Source organism: Paenibacillus sp. FSL R7-0333, assembly GCF_038000365.1.
GTDB lineage: Bacteria > Bacillota > Bacilli > Paenibacillales > Paenibacillaceae > Paenibacillus_AQ > Paenibacillus_AQ silagei.
In genome coordinates, this window is sequence record NZ_JBBOBZ010000001.1 from 7,387,419 (window position 1) to 7,403,902 (window position 16,484).

Consider the following 16,484-nt stretch of genomic DNA (forward strand, 5'->3'; position numbering starts at 1 on the left):
CAGCAAACGGCGTTTTGATTCTTTTTCAGCCAAAAAAATAAAAAAAGACAGTCTGTTCAGCCACTTAACACAGCAGATCAGACCGTCCTCTTAGCCTATTCAGTATCCTTAATCCACCAGCTCTGCGGATTGATGATATTGCTTAAAGCGTTCATTGTTACCCCTTGCAGGCGCTTATTCACCGCAGTAATATCCGAGCGTTCAGCGAAAAAGATCATTGGAACCTCATCATTGATCAGCTTCTGCCATTCATAATAGATTTCCTTCCGGAAGTCCTTATCATACGCCTTCAGGCTGACCCCTTCCCGGATCAGGTCCTCACTGCGCTTCGATGTCCACCGGGGGTAATTCCACGAATCGGCAGCGCGCCATAAGCCCGAAGGATCAGGGTCGCTGGCCAGTCCCCACACGCCGTTGAACAGCTCCACTGCCGGATCATCCGACTCCACCGCTTCATAAAAGGTATTTAGCTCCTTGAGGCTTCCTCCGCTGAGCCGCACATCCAGCCCGACATCACGCCAATTCTGGAGAATGGCTGCCGTCCGGGCCTCAGCTGTCTTGCTGCCGCTCATCGCATCATAGTGAATAACGAGCTTCTTGCCGCTGGGATCTTCGCGGAGTCCATCCCCGTCCATATCCAGATACCCGGCCTCATCCAGCAGCTGCCCAGCCTTTTCCGGAGAATAGGGATAGGTGTCGATCTCCTCATCCGCGATCTTGGCCCAGCTGGAGCTGGGGATAGGTGTCTCGATAAGCGTCCCAAGGCCATAGGAATATTTATCTAGAATCCCTTGCCGGTCAAGTGCATAATACATTGCCTTACGCAGGCGTTTATCCTTGAACTTGGGATTATCCATGACCACCTGACCGTCTGTCTCATCCCAGTGTCCAAACTTGAACCCGATATATTCAAACGACATTCCTGGTGTGACCCTAATCTCTACATTATCCAATTGCCCTGCGGCCTCATAGGCATCACGCGGCAAAGCCGCCATATCGACAGTTCCTGCTTCAAGCAGAGCGGTAATATCCTTGCTGTCGATCGCCTTATAAGTAATCCCGTCCAGAAGCGCTCCGCCCTTGTAATAATTATCGAACCGTTTCATTTCCACCGTCTGGCCCGGCACAATGCTGGTTACCATGAACGGACCCGTGCCAATTGGCTGCTTGCGCACCTGATCGCTGTCCGGCATGTCCTTAACAGCCACTCCCTCGAAGTACCGCTTGTTCATCGGGTAGGCCCACAGATTATCAATCATGTTCACCCGTGCTGAATTCATTGTAATGCGCAGCGTATACGGGTCCATCACCTTAAGCCCTGTAATTTCCTTCGCCTGGCCCTGGTGGTAAGCTTCTGCGCCCTTGATCATCTCAACGCTATAGTATCTGGAACCCGTATACTCCGGGCTGGCGATAGTCTCCAGAGCAAACTTCCAATCCTCCACGGTCAGCTCATCCCCGTTATGCCAGCGGACCCCGGGCTTAATGGTGAATGTGAACACCGTATGATCCTCGGACTCCTGCCAGCTGGCGATATTAGGAGCAGTGGACAAATCATCCTTCACAGTGAACATGGCCTCAGTGGTGAACTCCAGCACATTGGAATCATCTTCTCCTTCGAAGAATGCCGGTTCAAAAATACCTTGAAAAGCGGACGGGTAGCCGAAGATCACAGTCCCGCCTGTAATGGGTTCATCGGCTGTTTGGCTAAGGCGCGCCACAACATTCTTGACGGCCGGGCTTGGCCCGCTGCATGCCGACAATGCCACCAAGAGCGCAAGCGGTAGCATCAGTCTGCCGATGAGTCGGTTTGACATATATTTCTTCCCTCCCGGGTTGGATCACACAGTAATGTAAGCGGTTTCTACACTAGATTTTACTGTAATGCCTATTATGCAGATTATGGACAATTAATTATTCCACATTATAGAGGATATACAATATTCACTGTAAAGTGAAGTGTTTAATTTATTTCGGGGCAGCCAAGAACCCTTCCGATGTTGAAAAAAGCCTGCCCTGACGGGCAGACTTCAGCTACAGCAGCGCCTTAATTTTCCTTTCCCGGGTGGATGATGCTAAGGCCCTCCACATGCTTTTTCCGCATCAGCTTACGCTTCTTCCGGGTCTCCTTGCTCTCAAAAATAATATCAAAATCATAATCCTCCGGATACAGCTCTTCCTTGGACAGATAAGGCTTCAGCCGCTTATGATTAATGCTCATCTTCTGCTTCTGAATCATCACTCCGACCCTCCCCCGGCTGTCCTTCCTCTCATAGACAATTCCAGTGCGCCCCAGAGAGCTGACATAGACAGCATCCCCTATCGCAAATTCAGGTACTGGAGTATGCGCCTCCTGTGATGCACCGCTTCCCTGCTGTCCTTCAGCCGTTCTATCCGCTTTTGCAGTTATTTCAGCCTCCGCTGCTGTAGCCTTCTGAGCAGCTCTGATAGCGTCCTTCCACGGGCTGTGGCCGCCTCTGTGTCCCTGCTGCTCTGTCACAAGCTGTTTGGCCCGCTCGATAACGGAATGGAGAATACCCAGCTTCTCAGCGATCTGCAGCGCGTAGCTCTCGCCAGCCTCGCCAATCGTTAGCTTATACAGCGGCTGCAGCGTGTTCTGATCGAACTCCATCCGTGCATTCTCGAAGCCTGCCGTTGCCGCCGCGAAGGCCTTCAGCTCATTGAAGTGGGTTGTTACCACGATATTAGCCCCCTTCCGGTTCAGCTCCTCCAGAATCGCGATGGACAGCGCGAACCCTTCACCAGGGTCTGTGCCGGCAGCCAGCTCATCAATCAGCAGCAGCACGCCTCTGCCGGCATCATAGAGCATTCCTTCAATACTCTTCATCTGTGCCGAGAAGGTGCTCAGGGACTGTGTCAGGCTCTGTCCGTCTCCGATAACGCTCATTACATTGGTGAAGACCGCGAAGTCACTGCCGGGATCAACCGGTACCAGCAGGCCGGACTGTGCCATTAATACGAGCAGGCCCAGGGTTTTGAGCACCACCGTCTTGCCGCCTGTATTCGGCCCGGTTACAATCAGCGATTTATACCCCTGACCCAGCTCCAGACTGACCGGCACCATATCCTTCAGCAGGGGGTGACGTCCTCCATTCATCCTCACATACCCGCGTTCGTTCAGAGCAACCGGCCCCGCATCCATTACCCGGGCAACCTTCCCTTTGGCGAAAATAAAGTCATACATGCCCGTTACCTCAATATTAAGCCGGATAGCGGCCTGCTCCTGCTCTAACAGCCCTGTCAGCATACTCAGGATTATTCCTTCCTCGCGGGCCTCGTCAGCAGTCAGGAGTTCGATCTCTCCCTGTAACGAGGCCACCTCATCCGGCTCCACGAATACCGTCTGCCCGCTGGTGGACTGATCCAGCACCGAGCCCTTAATTTGCTTGTGATACTCCCGTTTCACCGGAATGACATACCGCCCGCCGCGCATACTGACCAGACTTTCCTGTAAAATGGATTTGTGGCGGTTCATGATACTCTCCAGCTTCCGGTGCAGGCGCTCCTTGGCGACTGCCAGCCGTTTGCGGACCCGTTCCAGTCCTTTGCTGGCGTGGTCATCAATGACGCCCAGCCGGATACACCGTTCTATCTCGTCCCGAACCCCATTCAGCTCCTGAAGGGATGCCCCGTAAGCGGCGATGCGCGGCGCTATCTGCTCCTTGGCGGCCATGTATTTCCTGAGCTGTCCGCAGCTGTTCAGAAACAGCGAGACTGCAGTGAAATCCTGCTCATTATACATATACCCGGTCCCGAGCAGCGACAGCACCCATTCAATGCCCTCCAGCGAGGGAATCGGTACACTGGCTCCACGTTCCAGCAGCTCTTTCGCTTCTTGCGCCTCCTCAAGCGCCCGGTGTATCGCCGGCAGGTAGATCATCGGCTGAAGCTCTCTGACAACCCTTCTTCCCTCATAAGATACCGCATGACGCAGCAATTCCTGCTTAATCGTCTCATATTCCAATGTGTGCAGACTTTGCAGATTCAAGCTGAATTCCTCCTTGTATACAAGTATATTTCTTATCCCAATCCACTGCGCATAACGCAAAAAGAGGGCAAAGAACCGCCACCACGGCAGTCTTCGCCCTCTTTTTGCTGCTGCTTCTCTTTGGCCTCAGAGTCCCGGCTCTTTCGGGAGGACACCTGAAAACAGAAAAAACCGTGCTGCAAGAGCACGGTTAATCACAAAGAGAACAATAGCCGGATCAAGAGGCCATCATGACGCTTCGCGTGTGTTCTTAACTAAATCATTCATTCCAGCAGCCCGCGGTCTACTCAGTCAGAGATGTCACCAGGACAGACTCCAACAAGACATGCCTCTGGCAAAATCAGAGCATGCGGCGGCTAACAGCCGGAACGATATGAAATTGCTTAGTTAAGAACGCTCACCAACATCAAAATTTCCCCTTTAGTTATAGGATACCTGTAATTTACTACACCTGGAATCCGTTTGTCAATTATGGGTTATCTCATACAAAAAGCAGCCGGCTCAGCCGGCTGCTTCATAAAACGTCCTATTCTGTTGTGTAAGGCAGCAGCGCGATTTGACGCGAGCGCTTTACAGCAATAGTCAGAGCGCGTTGGTATTTTGCACTTGTACCCGTTACACGACGCGGCAAGATCTTTCCGCGTTCGCTGATGAACTTCTTAAGAAGCTCAGTGTCTTTATAATCAATGTGAGTAATCTTGTTCACAGTGAAATAGCACACTTTTTTACGCTTGTTGCGTCCACCACGACGTGCCGGTCTTTTGTCGTTGTCCGCACCTTCTCTTGGTTTGAAAGCCATGTTCAGTTCAGTCCTTCCTTATTAAAATGGCAAATCATCGTCCGATATATCGATCGGTTTTCCATCGCCCGAAAAAGGATCTTGGGTATTGTTGTTACGCGAGAAATTATTGTTGCTTCCATTTCCGCGAGCACTGTTCCCGCCGTTACCGCCGCCACCGAAGGCTGGCTCTTCAGGCATACTTCCGCCACTTGCTGCATTTCCGCCTTCACGGCTCTGCGCGGATTCCAGGAAACGGACATTATCGGCAATAACTTCAGTAACGTATACACGTTTGCCTTCGTTATTCTCGTAATTCCGTACTTGGATGCGTCCTTCCACGGCTGCCAGTCTTCCTTTGCGCAAATAATTGGCACAGGTCTCAGCCAGCTGTCTCCAGGTTACTACCGGGATAAAGTCCGCTTCGCGTTCACCGTTCTGGCCCGTAAAGTTACGGTCTACGGCAAGCGTAAACTGTGTTACGGCAACACCAGCAGGAGTATAACGAAGTTCCGGGTCACGGGTCAACCGACCGATCAGAATGATACGGTTCAACAATTAGGTCCCCTCCTTAATAGCGCGATTCGTTACAAAGCTTGTCAATATCTTAGGCAACGTCGTTCGTAATGAGATAACGAATTACTTCGTCAGAAATCTTCATGATACGCTCAAGCTCAGTAACTACTGCAGGTTCTGCATTGAAGTTAACCAAAACAAAAACGCCATCACGATGTTTCTTGATCTCATACGCAAGACGGCGTTTACCTTGCACATCGTGCTTTGTAATTTCTCCGCCGTTGGAGATGATGCCTTGGAATTTTTCGACTGCTGCTTGAACGGCTTCTTGTTCAATGTCAGGACGAATAATGTACATGACTTCATATTTGCGCATAATTTTCACCTCCTTATGGTCTGCGGCCCCTGATCAGGTCAGGAGCAAGGAACGAGCACAAACATAGACTCGCACCAAATCAATATACCAAACCCAGCAGAGGATTGCAAGTTTTATTAATACGTACCAGATGCTGGACCCCCAAAAAATGTTGGCGGATTCCGAAAGAACCTCTGAGTAATCCCTCATCGTCAAGGCCACAATATAACCGCTTCATCATTCGATAACAGGAGGTTATTCACCAATGGGCGAACAGACGGAGTATGAAAAAGGCGACAAAGCCCCCAACCCGGGCGTTTACACCGAGGTAGGCGAAGCGCGGAGCTTCCACACGGAGATTCAGAATCCGAAGCGGATTACAATGGAGAAAGGCGACACCTTCCCGGAGACCAGCAACCAGAACCGCAAGTGGAAAAAAGTCGAGAAGGCCCGTGTCCATTAATTTCAGCAGCCAGGTATAAAACCTTGAACGCTGCGCATACTAGACCCAGGCAGTACAAAAGAGAGGTGTGGTTCCGTTGAACGTCGCAGACGAACACGATCACAGGGATTCTGAATTCAGCAGCTATCGTACCCGGGGAGAGTGAAGCTGGCTCTGTAAAAAGGAGTAACAGCTTTAGTATTACCCAATCACAGTAGTAGCTATAGACAGAGATTTCCGAACGTCATTGATGTACTGCCTCTGGAAGAGAGACCTGCGAAGGTCTCTCTTTTTGCGTGCTATCTATCCGGACTTCACGATGAAGTATGCAGCAAGTGGAAACGGCTTTGCCGTCCTTTTACAGGACGGTACCGTTTCAGCGAGAAATAGAAGGATAATTAATCGTGTGCAACATATAAAATTCTTATATTTGCACAAAAAAGCCCCCGTATCAGAACGGAGGTCTCATAAATTAAGAATATAATTGCTGAAGTGGCGGAGAGGGTGGGATTCGAACCCACGCACGCTTTGACACGCCTAACTGATTTCGAGTCAGCCCCCTTGGGCCTCTTGGGTACCTCTCCGCAGCAAGAATTATCATATCATGCCAATCGCACAATTGCAAGCGTTATTCATTTGCGTTTCGCTTCCTGCGCCAGCTTAATTATTCTCCGCTCCACTATCCGCTGAATGCAGGACCTTCTTCAGATTCTTTTCGAATTTGGCGCGGGGAATGAGGACACTGTGCTGACAGCCGGTGCACTTAATCCGGATATCCATCCCCATACGGATGATCTCCATCTCGTTCGTTCCGCAGGGATGCTGCTTCTTCATCTGCACAATATCACCCAGCCCGAATACCTTGCGTTCCATTACTCTTCCCCCTCCTCTGCCTCTTGCGCAGCTGCCACCTGCCTTCTTGGGCTGGCCTCCTGCTCCTCACGGGCTCTGCGGGCTTCCTCTGTGCGCTCCTGCTCACGAGCCGCCTTAGCCTCCCTCGCCTCCCTCTCCGCCTGCTCACGCGCCTCCTGCTCGGCCTTAGCAGCCTCCAGGGCGCTCTGCTTCTCCAGAGCATGCTTGATATCATTCTGAATCTGCCGCTCGGCAGCGTCTCTGGCATTAGGCAGGCAATTCGCCGCTATGCGGATGACATACTCCGAAGTACTCATCGACTGGATTCCCAGAATATTAGGGTAGGCAATGACACTGGAGCTGCGTTCCTCGATGCCCTGAAGCGCCTCGCCGATCAGGGCCAGAGTGGCTTCGAGCCCGCGTTCGATTTTAACCGGAACATCTACTACAGCCAGTGCATTCGCCAGCGAATAATTCGTCACATTAACAATCGTGCCGTTAGGAATGATGTGTACCTCGCCCGTTGCACTTAACAGTCTGGTCGTCCTCAGGCCAATCATCTCCACCGTTCCCTTATAGGTTCCGCTCTGGATAACATCCCCGACTGCAAACTGGTCCTCAAAAATAATAAAGAAGCCCGTAATCACATCTTTGACCAAACTTTGTGCGCCGAACCCTATAGCCAGGCCGACTACCCCTGCTCCGGCGAGCAGCGGCTTCAGATCGAAGTTGAACTCCGACAGAACCAGCAGAATCATGGTGAAGTTACAGAAGAAGGTAACCACATTCTTCATCAGTCCGCCGACGGTGGAGAAACGCCGGTTGTTCGCTAACATCCTCCCCCTCGTCTCCCGCTCAAGAGACCGGTCAATCACATTGGAGACCACTTTGATAATCACCCGGGTCAGAATGAAAATTAAGAGAATTCTGATTCCCGAAAACAGGACCGTGGCCCACATATCCGTATTGGTGAACCAGTCCCATAATTTATCTTTGAAGCGGACGGCATCATTAACAACACCGTCAACGCCGTCGGCCGCAAGTAAGCTGTTAATCATCGAACCCCTCCTTCTCCGTTATTTCCACATACCCTGCAACCTCAACGGCCTTGGCGAAGATCCCCCGGATCTCTACGTTCTGCTCTTCGACCAGGACCCTTACCTCATCCAGCGCACTCCGGGAGAATTGGATCGACATCGCACAGCCGGCGGTGATCTCCTTGGGCGTAGGGAAGATATCGATTTCAATCTCCGCATATTCAAGCAACATCTCGGCGCGCAGCGCCTGCTGGGTCGAATCAAACGCTAGCAGCAGTTCCTCCTCCACACTCCACGCCTCCTCTGGGTTATTGGTCCTATCTATTGCCGCCATAGTATAAAAAACCACTTCCATCCATATACTAGGATCATCAGAACACGCTCCCGCGGACGTAAGCCTTGCGTAATCAGCAGCCTGGCAGCCTGACTGCTTTTTTAGCTGATTTTCCCGTGATTTGCAGTCGCCGCCTCAGAAAGGACGATTATATGAATTTCTCTTCCAAAGCTCCACCGCTGCAAGAACCATCCTGTTTAAAAATATCACATGCCGACCCCAATATCTATTCTGCCATTACCCACCGTCTGCTGTTCCACTTTTCGCGCACCCGTCCGGATACGCCCATTGTCATTATCTGCGTGGGCACGGACCGCTCGACCGGCGATTCTCTTGGCCCCCTGGTCGGCACGACACTGGCCCGCTTTCACAGCCCGCTGTTCCATCTCTACGGAACGCTGGAGGAGCCGGTACATGCCATTAACCTGGAAGAGACAGTGGGCCTTGTGTACCAAAAGCATGCCAACCCGTTCATCATCGCCATTGACGCCTGTCTCGGCCAGTCCACCAGCGTCGGCTGCATTCAGGTGGTTGAAGGTCCGCTGCGTCCTGGCGCAGGGGTCAACAAGCAGCTCCCCCCCGTTGGCGATATCCATTTGACCGGCATCGTTAATGTGGGAGGATTCATGGAATATTTCGTATTGCAGAACACCAGATTAAGCCTGGTGATGCGCTTGTCGGATATTATTTCATCCAGCCTCTACTCTGCCTTGAAGCAGTGGAACCTGCATGCTAGATCTGCTGCAACGCGAGAGCAATAACTTCCTTCTCCTCCGGTGACAGAGCATACGGGGTCTCTCCCTGTTCAATCGGCTTAGCATAGATATATGAGTTCTCGCGGTTGTGCAGACTGCTCAGCACAATCCCGCTGTGGTTGTCATCCAGAATGGCAAGCGAGAAACTCAGGTCATTACCGCGTTCTCCAAAAGCATTATAGCGCTTCATAGCCACCTTCGACTTCATGCCGCGCATTTTGGTATGTGCCGCTTCAAGCAGCGTCTTCTGCTCCAACTGGACCTCCTCCAGCATATCCCCCTGATTCTTCAGGTTGACCAGCAGATTCTCCAGATCCTCTATGCCATTCCCGCCCATCATGGCTTCGTACCGGCTCCGCATTCTGCGAAGCCTGGCACCCTGGACGATCATCATAATGGCCATCAGTATGATTACCCCGGCAAAGCCCATGATGAACGCCGATAAATACTCGTTTATGATTTCATTTAACTCCGACATGTTGAATCATCCTTTATACAAAAATAAGAATTCCCACGCTGTAACGACACCGACCTGTATAATCCACCTGAATCCTTATCCACTTATTAGCTTGAACGCGATACGCCGTACATTTCGTCCATGGCTAATAGCAGCCGCTGAACATCCGCTTCCGTGGAACTCACTCCCACACTCGCCCTTACCGCTCCGCTAGCCAGAGTGTCCGCTGCTTGATGGGCCAGCGGTGTACAGTGCATTCCTGCCCGTACAGCAATCTGGTATTCGCGGTCCAGCCGGTGGGCAATATGCGCCGACTCCTGCCCCTCTACGACAAAAGCCACAATTCCGCTGCGCGGAGCGCCCAGTTCCGGGCCCAGAATCCGCATGCCCGGAATAGCAGCCAAGCCCTCCATCAACAGCTGTGTCAGCTTCCATTCCTGCATATGAATCTGTTCCACTCCCAGCGCCTTAACCGCCTTCACGCCAGCCAGCAGACCGGCTATTCCAACGGCATTCTGTGTCCCTGCCTCATAACGGTCCGGGCGAACACTTGGCTGCTCGCTGTTCTCCGACTGACTGCCAGTCCCTCCATGCATCAGCGGTTCCAGATCCAGCCCAGGAGAGATATACAGCCCCCCGGTTCCTTGCGGACCGAGCAGCCCTTTATGTCCCGGAAATGCCAGCAGATCAATGTTCATAGCCGCCACATCAATATTAAGCGCCCCTGCACTTTGAGCGGCATCTACCAGGAACACAGCCCCATGCGATTTCACTATGTCACCGATATCCCCAATAGGCAGAATACTTCCCAGCAGATTGGAACTGTGATTGCAGATCACCATCCGGGTGTTTGGACGCAGAGAACGCTGAAGCTCGTGAAGACTGATTTGGCCCTCGCGGTCCGCCTGTATATAATCCACTTCAATCCCGATGCTCCGGCGCAAATACTCCAAGGGTCTGCGCACTGAGTTATGCTCCGTCATCGTTGAAACGACATGATCCCCTGGTTGAAGTGTACCCTTAATAGCCATATTTAGCCCCATAGTTGTGTTATGGGTGAACGCGATATCCTGAGCATTCGCTATACCAAACAACTCCGCCAGCAGCATTCGTGCACGAACTAATACCCGCCCCGTCCCGATAGCCAGTGAGTGGTTGCCCCGCCCGGCATTGGCCCCTGACTGTTCCAAGGCCTCCACCATAGCTGCAGCCACCTCCGGCGGCTTGGGCCACGAAGTAGCTGCGTGATCGAGATATACCAGCCTCTCCATCTTCCACCCTCCCTCTTTTCGATTTAAAAAACATACCCCTCCATATCCGTATTAAGGATATCTCAGGATATGTCTTCGGTACAAATATCCAAATCAGTTCCCCAGCAGCTCCAGCAATCTTTCCAGGTCCTGGGCACTGTAATAGTTTAATTCGATTTTCCCTTTTTCCTTGCCTTGTTTAATTTTGACTGTTGTCTTGAATCGCTCCCGTAATACTTCCTCTACATTATCAATATAAGGATCACGTTTCACAACCTTGGCCTTAATTCCATTAGCTGGTTTGCGGTCGAGATTCTTCACTACCTCTTCCAGTTCTCTAACACTCCACTGAAGCTCCACACACTGAGCAGCCAATTGCTTGATGACCTCCGGATCTTTCAGAGCCACAATTGCCCGGGCATGCCCCATCGAAATTGTTCCACGTGAAACATAATCCTTCACTTCTTCTGGTAAGCTAAGCAGCCGCAAAAAGTTGGCGATATGCGATCTGGACTTTCCGACTTTAAGAGAAAGCTCTTCCTGAGTTAGTGAGAATTGATCCATCAGTCCTTGATAAGCAACCGCTATTTCCATTGCGTTAAGATTCTCACGCTGCAGGTTCTCGATCAGGGCAATCTCCATCACCTGCTGATCACTGAGGCTGCGGACCACTGCCGGAATTGTAGCTTTGCCGCAATATTGCGAGGCCCTGAATCTGCGTTCCCCGGCAATAATCTCATACCCTTTCAAAACACTGCGAACAATGATCGGCTGGATCACACCATGCTGTCTTATGGATTCTGCAAGCTCCTGAATGGCCTCTTCATTGAAATCCTTGCGCGGCTGATAAGGATTGGCTCTAAGCTGCGTCAACGGAATCTCTACTACCTTATCGTCTTCATTGATCGACAGAGAAGGTATTAATGCATCCAAGCCTTTCCCCAAACGCTTACTCATAAGAGATCACTTCCTTTGCCAACTCTAAATATACTTCCGCTCCCTTGGAACGGGAATCGTAGGTAATAATTGACTGTCCATGTGAAGGGGCTTCGCTTAGGCGTACATTACGCGGGATAATCGTTCTGTATACCTTTTCCTGGAAATATTTTTTCACTTCTTCGATAACCTGGATCCCGAGGTTCGTCCGGGCATCCAGCATCGTGAGCAATACTCCCTCTATTTTGAGATGCGGATTAAGATTCTTCTGAACCAGTCTTACAGTGTTGAGCAGCTGGCTTAATCCTTCAAGCGCATAATATTCGCATTGTATAGGGATAATCACTGAGTCAGCAGCCGTTAGAGAGTTAATGGTAAGAATCCCTAATGATGGCGGGCAATCTATGATAATGTAATCATAATTCGCCTTCACTGCATTCAGTGCCTTCTTCAGCTTCAGTTCCCGCGATATCGTAGAGACCAGCTCGATCTCTGCTCCTGCCAGCTGAATGGTTGCCGGAATAATATGAAGGCCCTCAATCCGGGTCTCCTGTATTGTATCCTGCGGATTCACTTCATTAATAAGAATATCGTAAATGCAATTCTCTACATCCGCTTTGTTGACGCCAACGCCGCTCGTAGTGTTGCCTTGCGGATCAATATCAACAAGCAGCACTCTCTTCCCCAGAGTAGCCATGCTGGCACCCAGGTTCACAGAGGTTGTTGTTTTACCTACCCCGCCTTTTTGATTTGCTATGGCAATAATCTTGGACACTTATTTCACCTCGAATTGTTTAGAAAGAATCATCTTGTAGTTCTTAGCTGTTAACGGCATAATAATCTGGATCTACGGCATCACGTTTGCGGAGATGTAGGCAAATAAGCAAATAGACAACAACTTATCCTTAGAGTGTATATGTGATAACGTTCGGAGCTAGTCATAGAAAAGGCGGCCAACACCTCAGGGCCGCCTTCAGCTTTTGTTGCCGTTATCGTTTTGGAATTTGGATCACAATCTCATAATGATCTCCGCGGTCATTCTCGGAGGTCTTAATCTCCATTCCTGAGCCGGTCACCATGTCTATAGATTGACGAATTGTATTAAGAGCGAGACGGACATCTTTGGTATAGGAGGTCCGTTTTGATTTTTTGGTCTGGGTAACGGCCTTGTAGAAGGCGATACGTGCTTCTGTTTGTTTTACATTCAATTCCTTGGAAATAACCTCAGCCAGAACCTTAAGCTGCATCTCCTCAGTGTCCAGCGACAAGAGCGAGCGTGCATGACGCTCGGTGATTTTTCTTTCCATTAAAGCAGTTTTGACCTGTTCAGGCAAATTCAGCAAGCGGATTTTGTTGGCAATGGTGGATTGGCTTTTGCCAAGCCGCTGAGCCAGACTCTCCTGGGTCAATTGATGCAAGTCAATCAGCTTCTGATACGCGATCGCCTCTTCAATAGAGGTTAAGCCCTCACGCTGCAAGTTCTCTATCAGTGCGATCGATGCAGCCTGTGAATCATTGAATTCGCGGACAAGCGCCGGAATGGTGTCCATGCCCAGCTTTTTAACTGCCCGCCAGCGTCTTTCGCCTGCAATAATCTCATACTGGGAATCACGCATACGCACAACGATCGGCTGGATCACGCCATGAGTTTTGATAGTCTGACACAACTCGTCGATCTTCTCATCATCGAAAATCGTCCGTGGCTGATACGGACTGCTGATGACCTCATGAACCGGGATTTGTTTGATCTCTTCTCCGCTGCTCCGCTCGGTAAATCCAAAAAGCTTGGTGAATTGTTCTTTCATTCCGTTCATAACCACCTAATTTCGTTATAGTACGATCCTCTTAACCTTTCATGCGAAAAGCTTATCGTACAGCGTAAGAAAAGTATCCCTAAGTCATTCTGAGCCACTTCTCTTAAAAGACGGCCTGGCATTCATTCTGATCTTATCTATTAAAAGTCTTACTATATTATTCTATCACTTTTCTGCTAATAATCCTATTCTCCATAATGACCTATTTTTCCTGCAAACCAGCCTGAACATACCCTGCTTTCCAAAAAAAAAGACCAAGCTCATCAAAGATGAGCTTGGTCCAGTATAACAGAAGACTGTCAATTGTTGTTTCACGTGAAACAATTAGATGAGCGGCGACTTCGCAGGTACGCCGGGCTTGCGCGGATACTTGGATGGTGTGGCCCCAGTCTTACGTACAAGAATGATATGCCGGGAAGATTCTTCCACCGGCAGACTGAAGGATTCTACCTTGTGCAGTTCAGCACGCAGCTCCTTGAAGCTGCGCTTGGCTTCTTGCAGTTCCTCCGTCGGATCGCTCCCCTTCATGGCAGCGAAGATACCGTCCTTGCGGGTGAATGGCAGACAGAATTCATTCAGAAGCGATAAGCGGGCCACCGCACGGGCAGTGACTACATCATAAGCATCCCGGTGAACAAACTGTCTGGCGACATCCTCTGCCCGGCCGTGAATGAGCTGTACACCCTTCAATCCCAGGGTATCACAAACATGCTGCAGGAAAGTGATCCGTTTGCTAAGTGAATCCACAATCGTCAGCTTAAGATCCGGGAAGCATATTTTCAGCGGAATACCAGGGAACCCTGCCCCTGAACCAATATCAGCAAGACTCTTCGTCTCCTGCATATTCACATAGAAGGCTAAAGATAAAGAATCATAGAAGTGCTTGGTATATACCTGGCTCCGCTCTGTGATCCCGGTTAGATTCATCTTCTCATTCCAGGAGACCAGCTCCTGATAATAGAGTTCGAATTGTTCCAGCTGCTTCATTGAGAGTTCCAGCCCATGCTCCTTGAGCAGGTCGGTGAACTCAGCTACCGTTGTATCCATAGATTATCCTTTCGCCGCTGTTACACGGTTGTAGTGCTCCAGATAGACCAGCAGAATCGAGATATCTGCCGGGGTAACGCCTCCGATACGTGAAGCCTGCCCAATGGAGATTGGAGCGATTTTGGTCAGCTTTTGCCGGGCCTCCATGGCCAGTCCATGAATCTCATTATAGTTGATGTCGTCAGGAATCTTCTTCTTCTCCATCTTCTGAAGCTTCTCCACATGCAGAAGCTGTTTCTCGATATAGCCGGCATACTTAATCTGAATCTCCACCTGCTCCTTCATCTCTTCATCCAGCTCTTCTGGAGAAGGAGAGATCAGATCCACGAAGCTGTAGGCTAGCTCAGGGCGCCGCATTAAGGTCAGCAGATTGCTTCCGTCAACAATCGGTGCAGATCCATAACTGGCTAGAGCTTCATTCACTTGAACCGGCTTAATCTTCGTCTCCTGCAGACGGATAATCTCACGGTCGACCCGGCCCTTCTTATCCAGGAAGGCTTCATAGCGCTGCTCTGTAATCAGCCCAATGTCATAGCCGATTGGTGTCAGGCGGAGATCTGCATTATCATGACGGAGTAGCAGCCGGTATTCCGCACGGGAAGTCAGCAGGCGATAAGGCTCATTCGTTCCCTTAGTGACCAGATCATCGATCAGAACGCCAATATAGCCCTGCGAACGATCCAGCACCACTGGCTCTTTCTCCTGCACTTTACGCGCTGCATTGATACCGGCAATAACCCCCTGCCCTGCCGCTTCTTCATAACCGGAGGTCCCGTTGATTTGTCCCGCAGTGAATAGTCCCGGCAGACGTTTGGTTTCCAGAGACGGCCAGAGCTGCGTCGGAACCATGGCATCATATTCAATGGCATAGCCGTTGCGCATCATCTCTACCTTCTCCATTCCGGGAATAGACCGCAGAACCGCCAGCTGCACATCCTCAGGAAGGCTTGTCGACAGACCCTGTACATAGTATTCCGATGTGTTTTTACCTTCCGGCTCCAGGAAGATCTGATGCTGTGATTTATCACTGAACCGGACAACCTTATCTTCAATGGAAGGGCAATAACGCGGACCCGTTCCTTCAATAATACCCGTGAACATAGGGGCCCGGTGCAGATTGTCATTAATGATCTGGTGAGTAACCGGGGAGGTGTAGGTCAGCCAGCAAGGCAACTGTTCATTATCCGAGGATTTGGTTTCAAAAGAGAAGAATTTCAGCTTCTCATCGCCCGGCTGGATTTCTGTCTTGGAGAAATCAATCGAATCCTTGTGGACACGCGGCGGCGTTCCGGTCTTGAAGCGGACCAAATCGAACCCCAGTTCGCGCAGATTCTCGGACAGGCGTACAGACGGCTGCTGATTATTTGGTCCGCTCTCATATGTCAGCTCACCCATGATCACTTTGCCGCGCAGGTAGGTTCCCGTTGTCAAAATAACGGTCTTGCTGTGATACACCGTCCCTGTCTTCGTCACCACTCCGGCGCAGCGTCCGTCTTCGACGATCAGCTCCTCCACCATCCCCTGGCGCAGAGTCAGGTTAGGAGTCTTTTCCATCGTTTCTTTCATCGCGTGCTGATAGAGGAACTTGTCGGCTTGTGCACGCAGAGCATGAACCGCAGGCCCCTTGCCTGTATTAAGCATTCGCAGTTGAATGAAGGTCTTGTCTATATTGCGGCCCATTTCTCCGCCGAGTGCATCAATTTCACGCACCACATGGCCCTTGGCGGGTCCGCCAATCGATGGATTACATGGCATGAAGGCCACCATATCCAGGTTAATTGTGATCATCAGTGTGCGGCAGCCCATCCGTGCAGCAGCCAGAGCTGCTTCGCAGCCGGCATGACCGGCGCCGATGACGATAACATCATAGCTGCCTCCATCATAATTCATAACGGTTCCTCC

The 16,484-nt window shown here is 50.7% G+C and carries 17 protein-coding genes and 1 tRNA gene; 2 read left to right on the top strand and 16 right to left on the bottom strand.

The features are described from left to right. Positions 1-95 precede the first annotated feature (95 nt). The 5 genes from opp4A to rpsF all read right to left on the bottom strand — a co-directional run bounded on the left by opp4A (position 96) and on the right by rpsF (position 5,679). On the bottom strand, positions 96-1,817 hold the full coding sequence (gene opp4A / locus MKY86_RS31795; RefSeq protein WP_076081906.1) for an oligopeptide ABC transporter substrate-binding protein: 1,722 nt from the start codon (positions 1,815-1,817) through the stop codon (positions 96-98). A 230-nt stretch (positions 1,818-2,047) separates the two neighbouring features. After that, a complete protein-coding gene (locus tag MKY86_RS31800) occupies positions 2,048-4,009 on the bottom strand; it encodes an endonuclease MutS2 (protein WP_076081907.1) in 1,962 nt (653 codons plus the stop codon). A 526-nt stretch (positions 4,010-4,535) separates the two neighbouring features. Further along, positions 4,536-4,808, bottom strand: coding sequence for a 30S ribosomal protein S18 (rpsR, locus tag MKY86_RS31805; RefSeq protein WP_036699837.1), 273 nt, complete (start codon positions 4,806-4,808; stop codon positions 4,536-4,538). Between the two features lie 21 nt (positions 4,809-4,829). Further along, complete coding sequence (ssb, locus tag MKY86_RS31810; protein WP_076081908.1) at positions 4,830-5,345, bottom strand: single-stranded DNA-binding protein; 516 nt, start codon at positions 5,343-5,345, stop codon at positions 4,830-4,832. A 49-nt stretch (positions 5,346-5,394) separates the two neighbouring features. After that, positions 5,395-5,679 carry a 30S ribosomal protein S6 gene (gene rpsF, locus MKY86_RS31815; protein WP_036728042.1) on the bottom strand — a complete coding sequence of 95 codons (285 nt, stop codon included), beginning with the start codon at positions 5,677-5,679 and terminating at the stop codon, positions 5,395-5,397. 244 nt (positions 5,680-5,923) lie between these two features. Here rpsF and MKY86_RS31820 point away from each other — a divergent pair, with 244 nt between their 5' ends. Then, positions 5,924-6,121: a YjzC family protein gene (locus MKY86_RS31820; protein WP_036728044.1), complete on the top strand. Its 198-nt coding sequence runs from the start codon at positions 5,924-5,926 to the stop codon at positions 6,119-6,121. Between the two features lie 472 nt (positions 6,122-6,593). On the opposite strand, the gene MKY86_RS31825 is transcribed toward MKY86_RS31820, so the two are convergent. The 4 genes from MKY86_RS31825 to MKY86_RS31840 form a co-directional block, all read right to left on the bottom strand. Beyond that, positions 6,594-6,684: transfer RNA gene (locus MKY86_RS31825), tRNA-Ser, on the bottom strand. Positions 6,685-6,760: 76 nt separating this feature from the next. Continuing rightward, the gene (locus tag MKY86_RS31830; protein ID WP_076081909.1) at positions 6,761-6,973 is read right to left on the bottom strand and encodes a DUF951 domain-containing protein; all 213 of its coding nucleotides are present in this window, start codon (positions 6,971-6,973) and stop codon (positions 6,761-6,763) included. Beyond that, positions 6,973-8,010: a mechanosensitive ion channel family protein gene (locus tag MKY86_RS31835; RefSeq protein ID WP_076081910.1), complete on the bottom strand. Its 1,038-nt coding sequence runs from the start codon at positions 8,008-8,010 to the stop codon at positions 6,973-6,975. The genes MKY86_RS31830 and MKY86_RS31835 overlap by 1 nt, the downstream gene beginning before the upstream one ends. Continuing rightward, positions 8,003-8,278: a DUF3343 domain-containing protein gene (locus MKY86_RS31840; protein ID WP_076081911.1), complete on the bottom strand. Its 276-nt coding sequence runs from the start codon at positions 8,276-8,278 to the stop codon at positions 8,003-8,005. Before MKY86_RS31840 ends, MKY86_RS31835 begins: the two co-directional genes overlap by 8 nt. A 197-nt stretch (positions 8,279-8,475) precedes the next feature. On the opposite strand from MKY86_RS31840, the gene yyaC reads away from it, so the two are divergent. After that, positions 8,476-9,084, top strand: a complete 609-nt coding sequence (gene yyaC, locus MKY86_RS31845; RefSeq protein WP_076081912.1) for a spore protease YyaC — start codon at positions 8,476-8,478, stop codon at positions 9,082-9,084. Here the strand turns inward: yyaC and MKY86_RS31850 are convergent. From MKY86_RS31850 to mnmG, 7 genes are all read right to left on the bottom strand, one after another. Then, positions 9,056-9,556 carry a DUF4446 family protein gene (locus tag MKY86_RS31850; RefSeq protein WP_076081913.1) on the bottom strand — a complete coding sequence of 167 codons (501 nt, stop codon included), beginning with the start codon at positions 9,554-9,556 and terminating at the stop codon, positions 9,056-9,058. The two genes, yyaC and MKY86_RS31850, sit on opposite strands and share 29 nt — an antisense overlap. Before the next feature lie 86 nt (positions 9,557-9,642). Beyond that, on the bottom strand, positions 9,643-10,806 hold the full coding sequence (locus MKY86_RS31855) for an aminotransferase class V-fold PLP-dependent enzyme (protein ID WP_076081914.1): 1,164 nt from the start codon (positions 10,804-10,806) through the stop codon (positions 9,643-9,645). A gap of 93 nt (positions 10,807-10,899) precedes the next feature. Beyond that, complete coding sequence (locus tag MKY86_RS31860; RefSeq protein WP_036728055.1) at positions 10,900-11,742, bottom strand: ParB/RepB/Spo0J family partition protein; 843 nt, start codon at positions 11,740-11,742, stop codon at positions 10,900-10,902. Next, positions 11,735-12,496 carry a ParA family protein gene (locus tag MKY86_RS31865; protein WP_076081915.1) on the bottom strand — a complete coding sequence of 254 codons (762 nt, stop codon included), beginning with the start codon at positions 12,494-12,496 and terminating at the stop codon, positions 11,735-11,737. Before MKY86_RS31865 ends, MKY86_RS31860 begins: the two co-directional genes overlap by 8 nt. A gap of 214 nt (positions 12,497-12,710) precedes the next feature. Then, positions 12,711-13,526 (bottom strand): nucleoid occlusion protein, encoded by an 816-nt coding sequence (gene noc, locus MKY86_RS31870; RefSeq protein ID WP_036728058.1) that lies wholly within the window; start codon positions 13,524-13,526, stop codon positions 12,711-12,713. A gap of 333 nt (positions 13,527-13,859) precedes the next feature. Further along, entirely contained in the window at positions 13,860-14,582 is a 723-nt protein-coding gene (gene rsmG / locus MKY86_RS31875; RefSeq protein WP_076081916.1) for a 16S rRNA (guanine(527)-N(7))-methyltransferase RsmG, read from the bottom strand. A 3-nt stretch (positions 14,583-14,585) separates the two neighbouring features. Next, complete coding sequence (mnmG, locus tag MKY86_RS31880) at positions 14,586-16,472, bottom strand: tRNA uridine-5-carboxymethylaminomethyl(34) synthesis enzyme MnmG (protein WP_076081917.1); 1,887 nt, start codon at positions 16,470-16,472, stop codon at positions 14,586-14,588. Positions 16,473-16,484 lie beyond the last annotated feature (12 nt).

Coding starts and splice junctions, on each gene's coding strand:
- mnmG (WP_076081917.1), bottom strand. CDS start 16,472: ATGAATTATGATGGAGGCAGCTATGATGTTATCGTCATCGGCGCCGGT.
- yyaC (WP_076081912.1), top strand. CDS start 8,476: ATGAATTTCTCTTCCAAAGCTCCACCGCTGCAAGAACCATCCTGTTTA.
- rsmG (WP_076081916.1), bottom strand. CDS start 14,582: ATGGATACAACGGTAGCTGAGTTCACCGACCTGCTCAAGGAGCATGGG.
- rpsR (WP_036699837.1), bottom strand. CDS start 4,808: ATGGCTTTCAAACCAAGAGAAGGTGCGGACAACGACAAAAGACCGGCA.
- opp4A (WP_076081906.1), bottom strand. CDS start 1,817: ATGTCAAACCGACTCATCGGCAGACTGATGCTACCGCTTGCGCTCTTG.
- MKY86_RS31820 (WP_036728044.1), top strand. CDS start 5,924: ATGGGCGAACAGACGGAGTATGAAAAAGGCGACAAAGCCCCCAACCCG.
- rpsF (WP_036728042.1), bottom strand. CDS start 5,679: ATGCGCAAATATGAAGTCATGTACATTATTCGTCCTGACATTGAACAA.
- MKY86_RS31830 (WP_076081909.1), bottom strand. CDS start 6,973: ATGGAACGCAAGGTATTCGGGCTGGGTGATATTGTGCAGATGAAGAAG.
- MKY86_RS31850 (WP_076081913.1), bottom strand. CDS start 9,556: ATGTCGGAGTTAAATGAAATCATAAACGAGTATTTATCGGCGTTCATC.
- noc (WP_036728058.1), bottom strand. CDS start 13,526: ATGAAAGAACAATTCACCAAGCTTTTTGGATTTACCGAGCGGAGCAGC.
- MKY86_RS31855 (WP_076081914.1), bottom strand. CDS start 10,806: ATGGAGAGGCTGGTATATCTCGATCACGCAGCTACTTCGTGGCCCAAG.
- MKY86_RS31835 (WP_076081910.1), bottom strand. CDS start 8,010: ATGATTAACAGCTTACTTGCGGCCGACGGCGTTGACGGTGTTGTTAAT.
- MKY86_RS31860 (WP_036728055.1), bottom strand. CDS start 11,742: ATGAGTAAGCGTTTGGGGAAAGGCTTGGATGCATTAATACCTTCTCTG.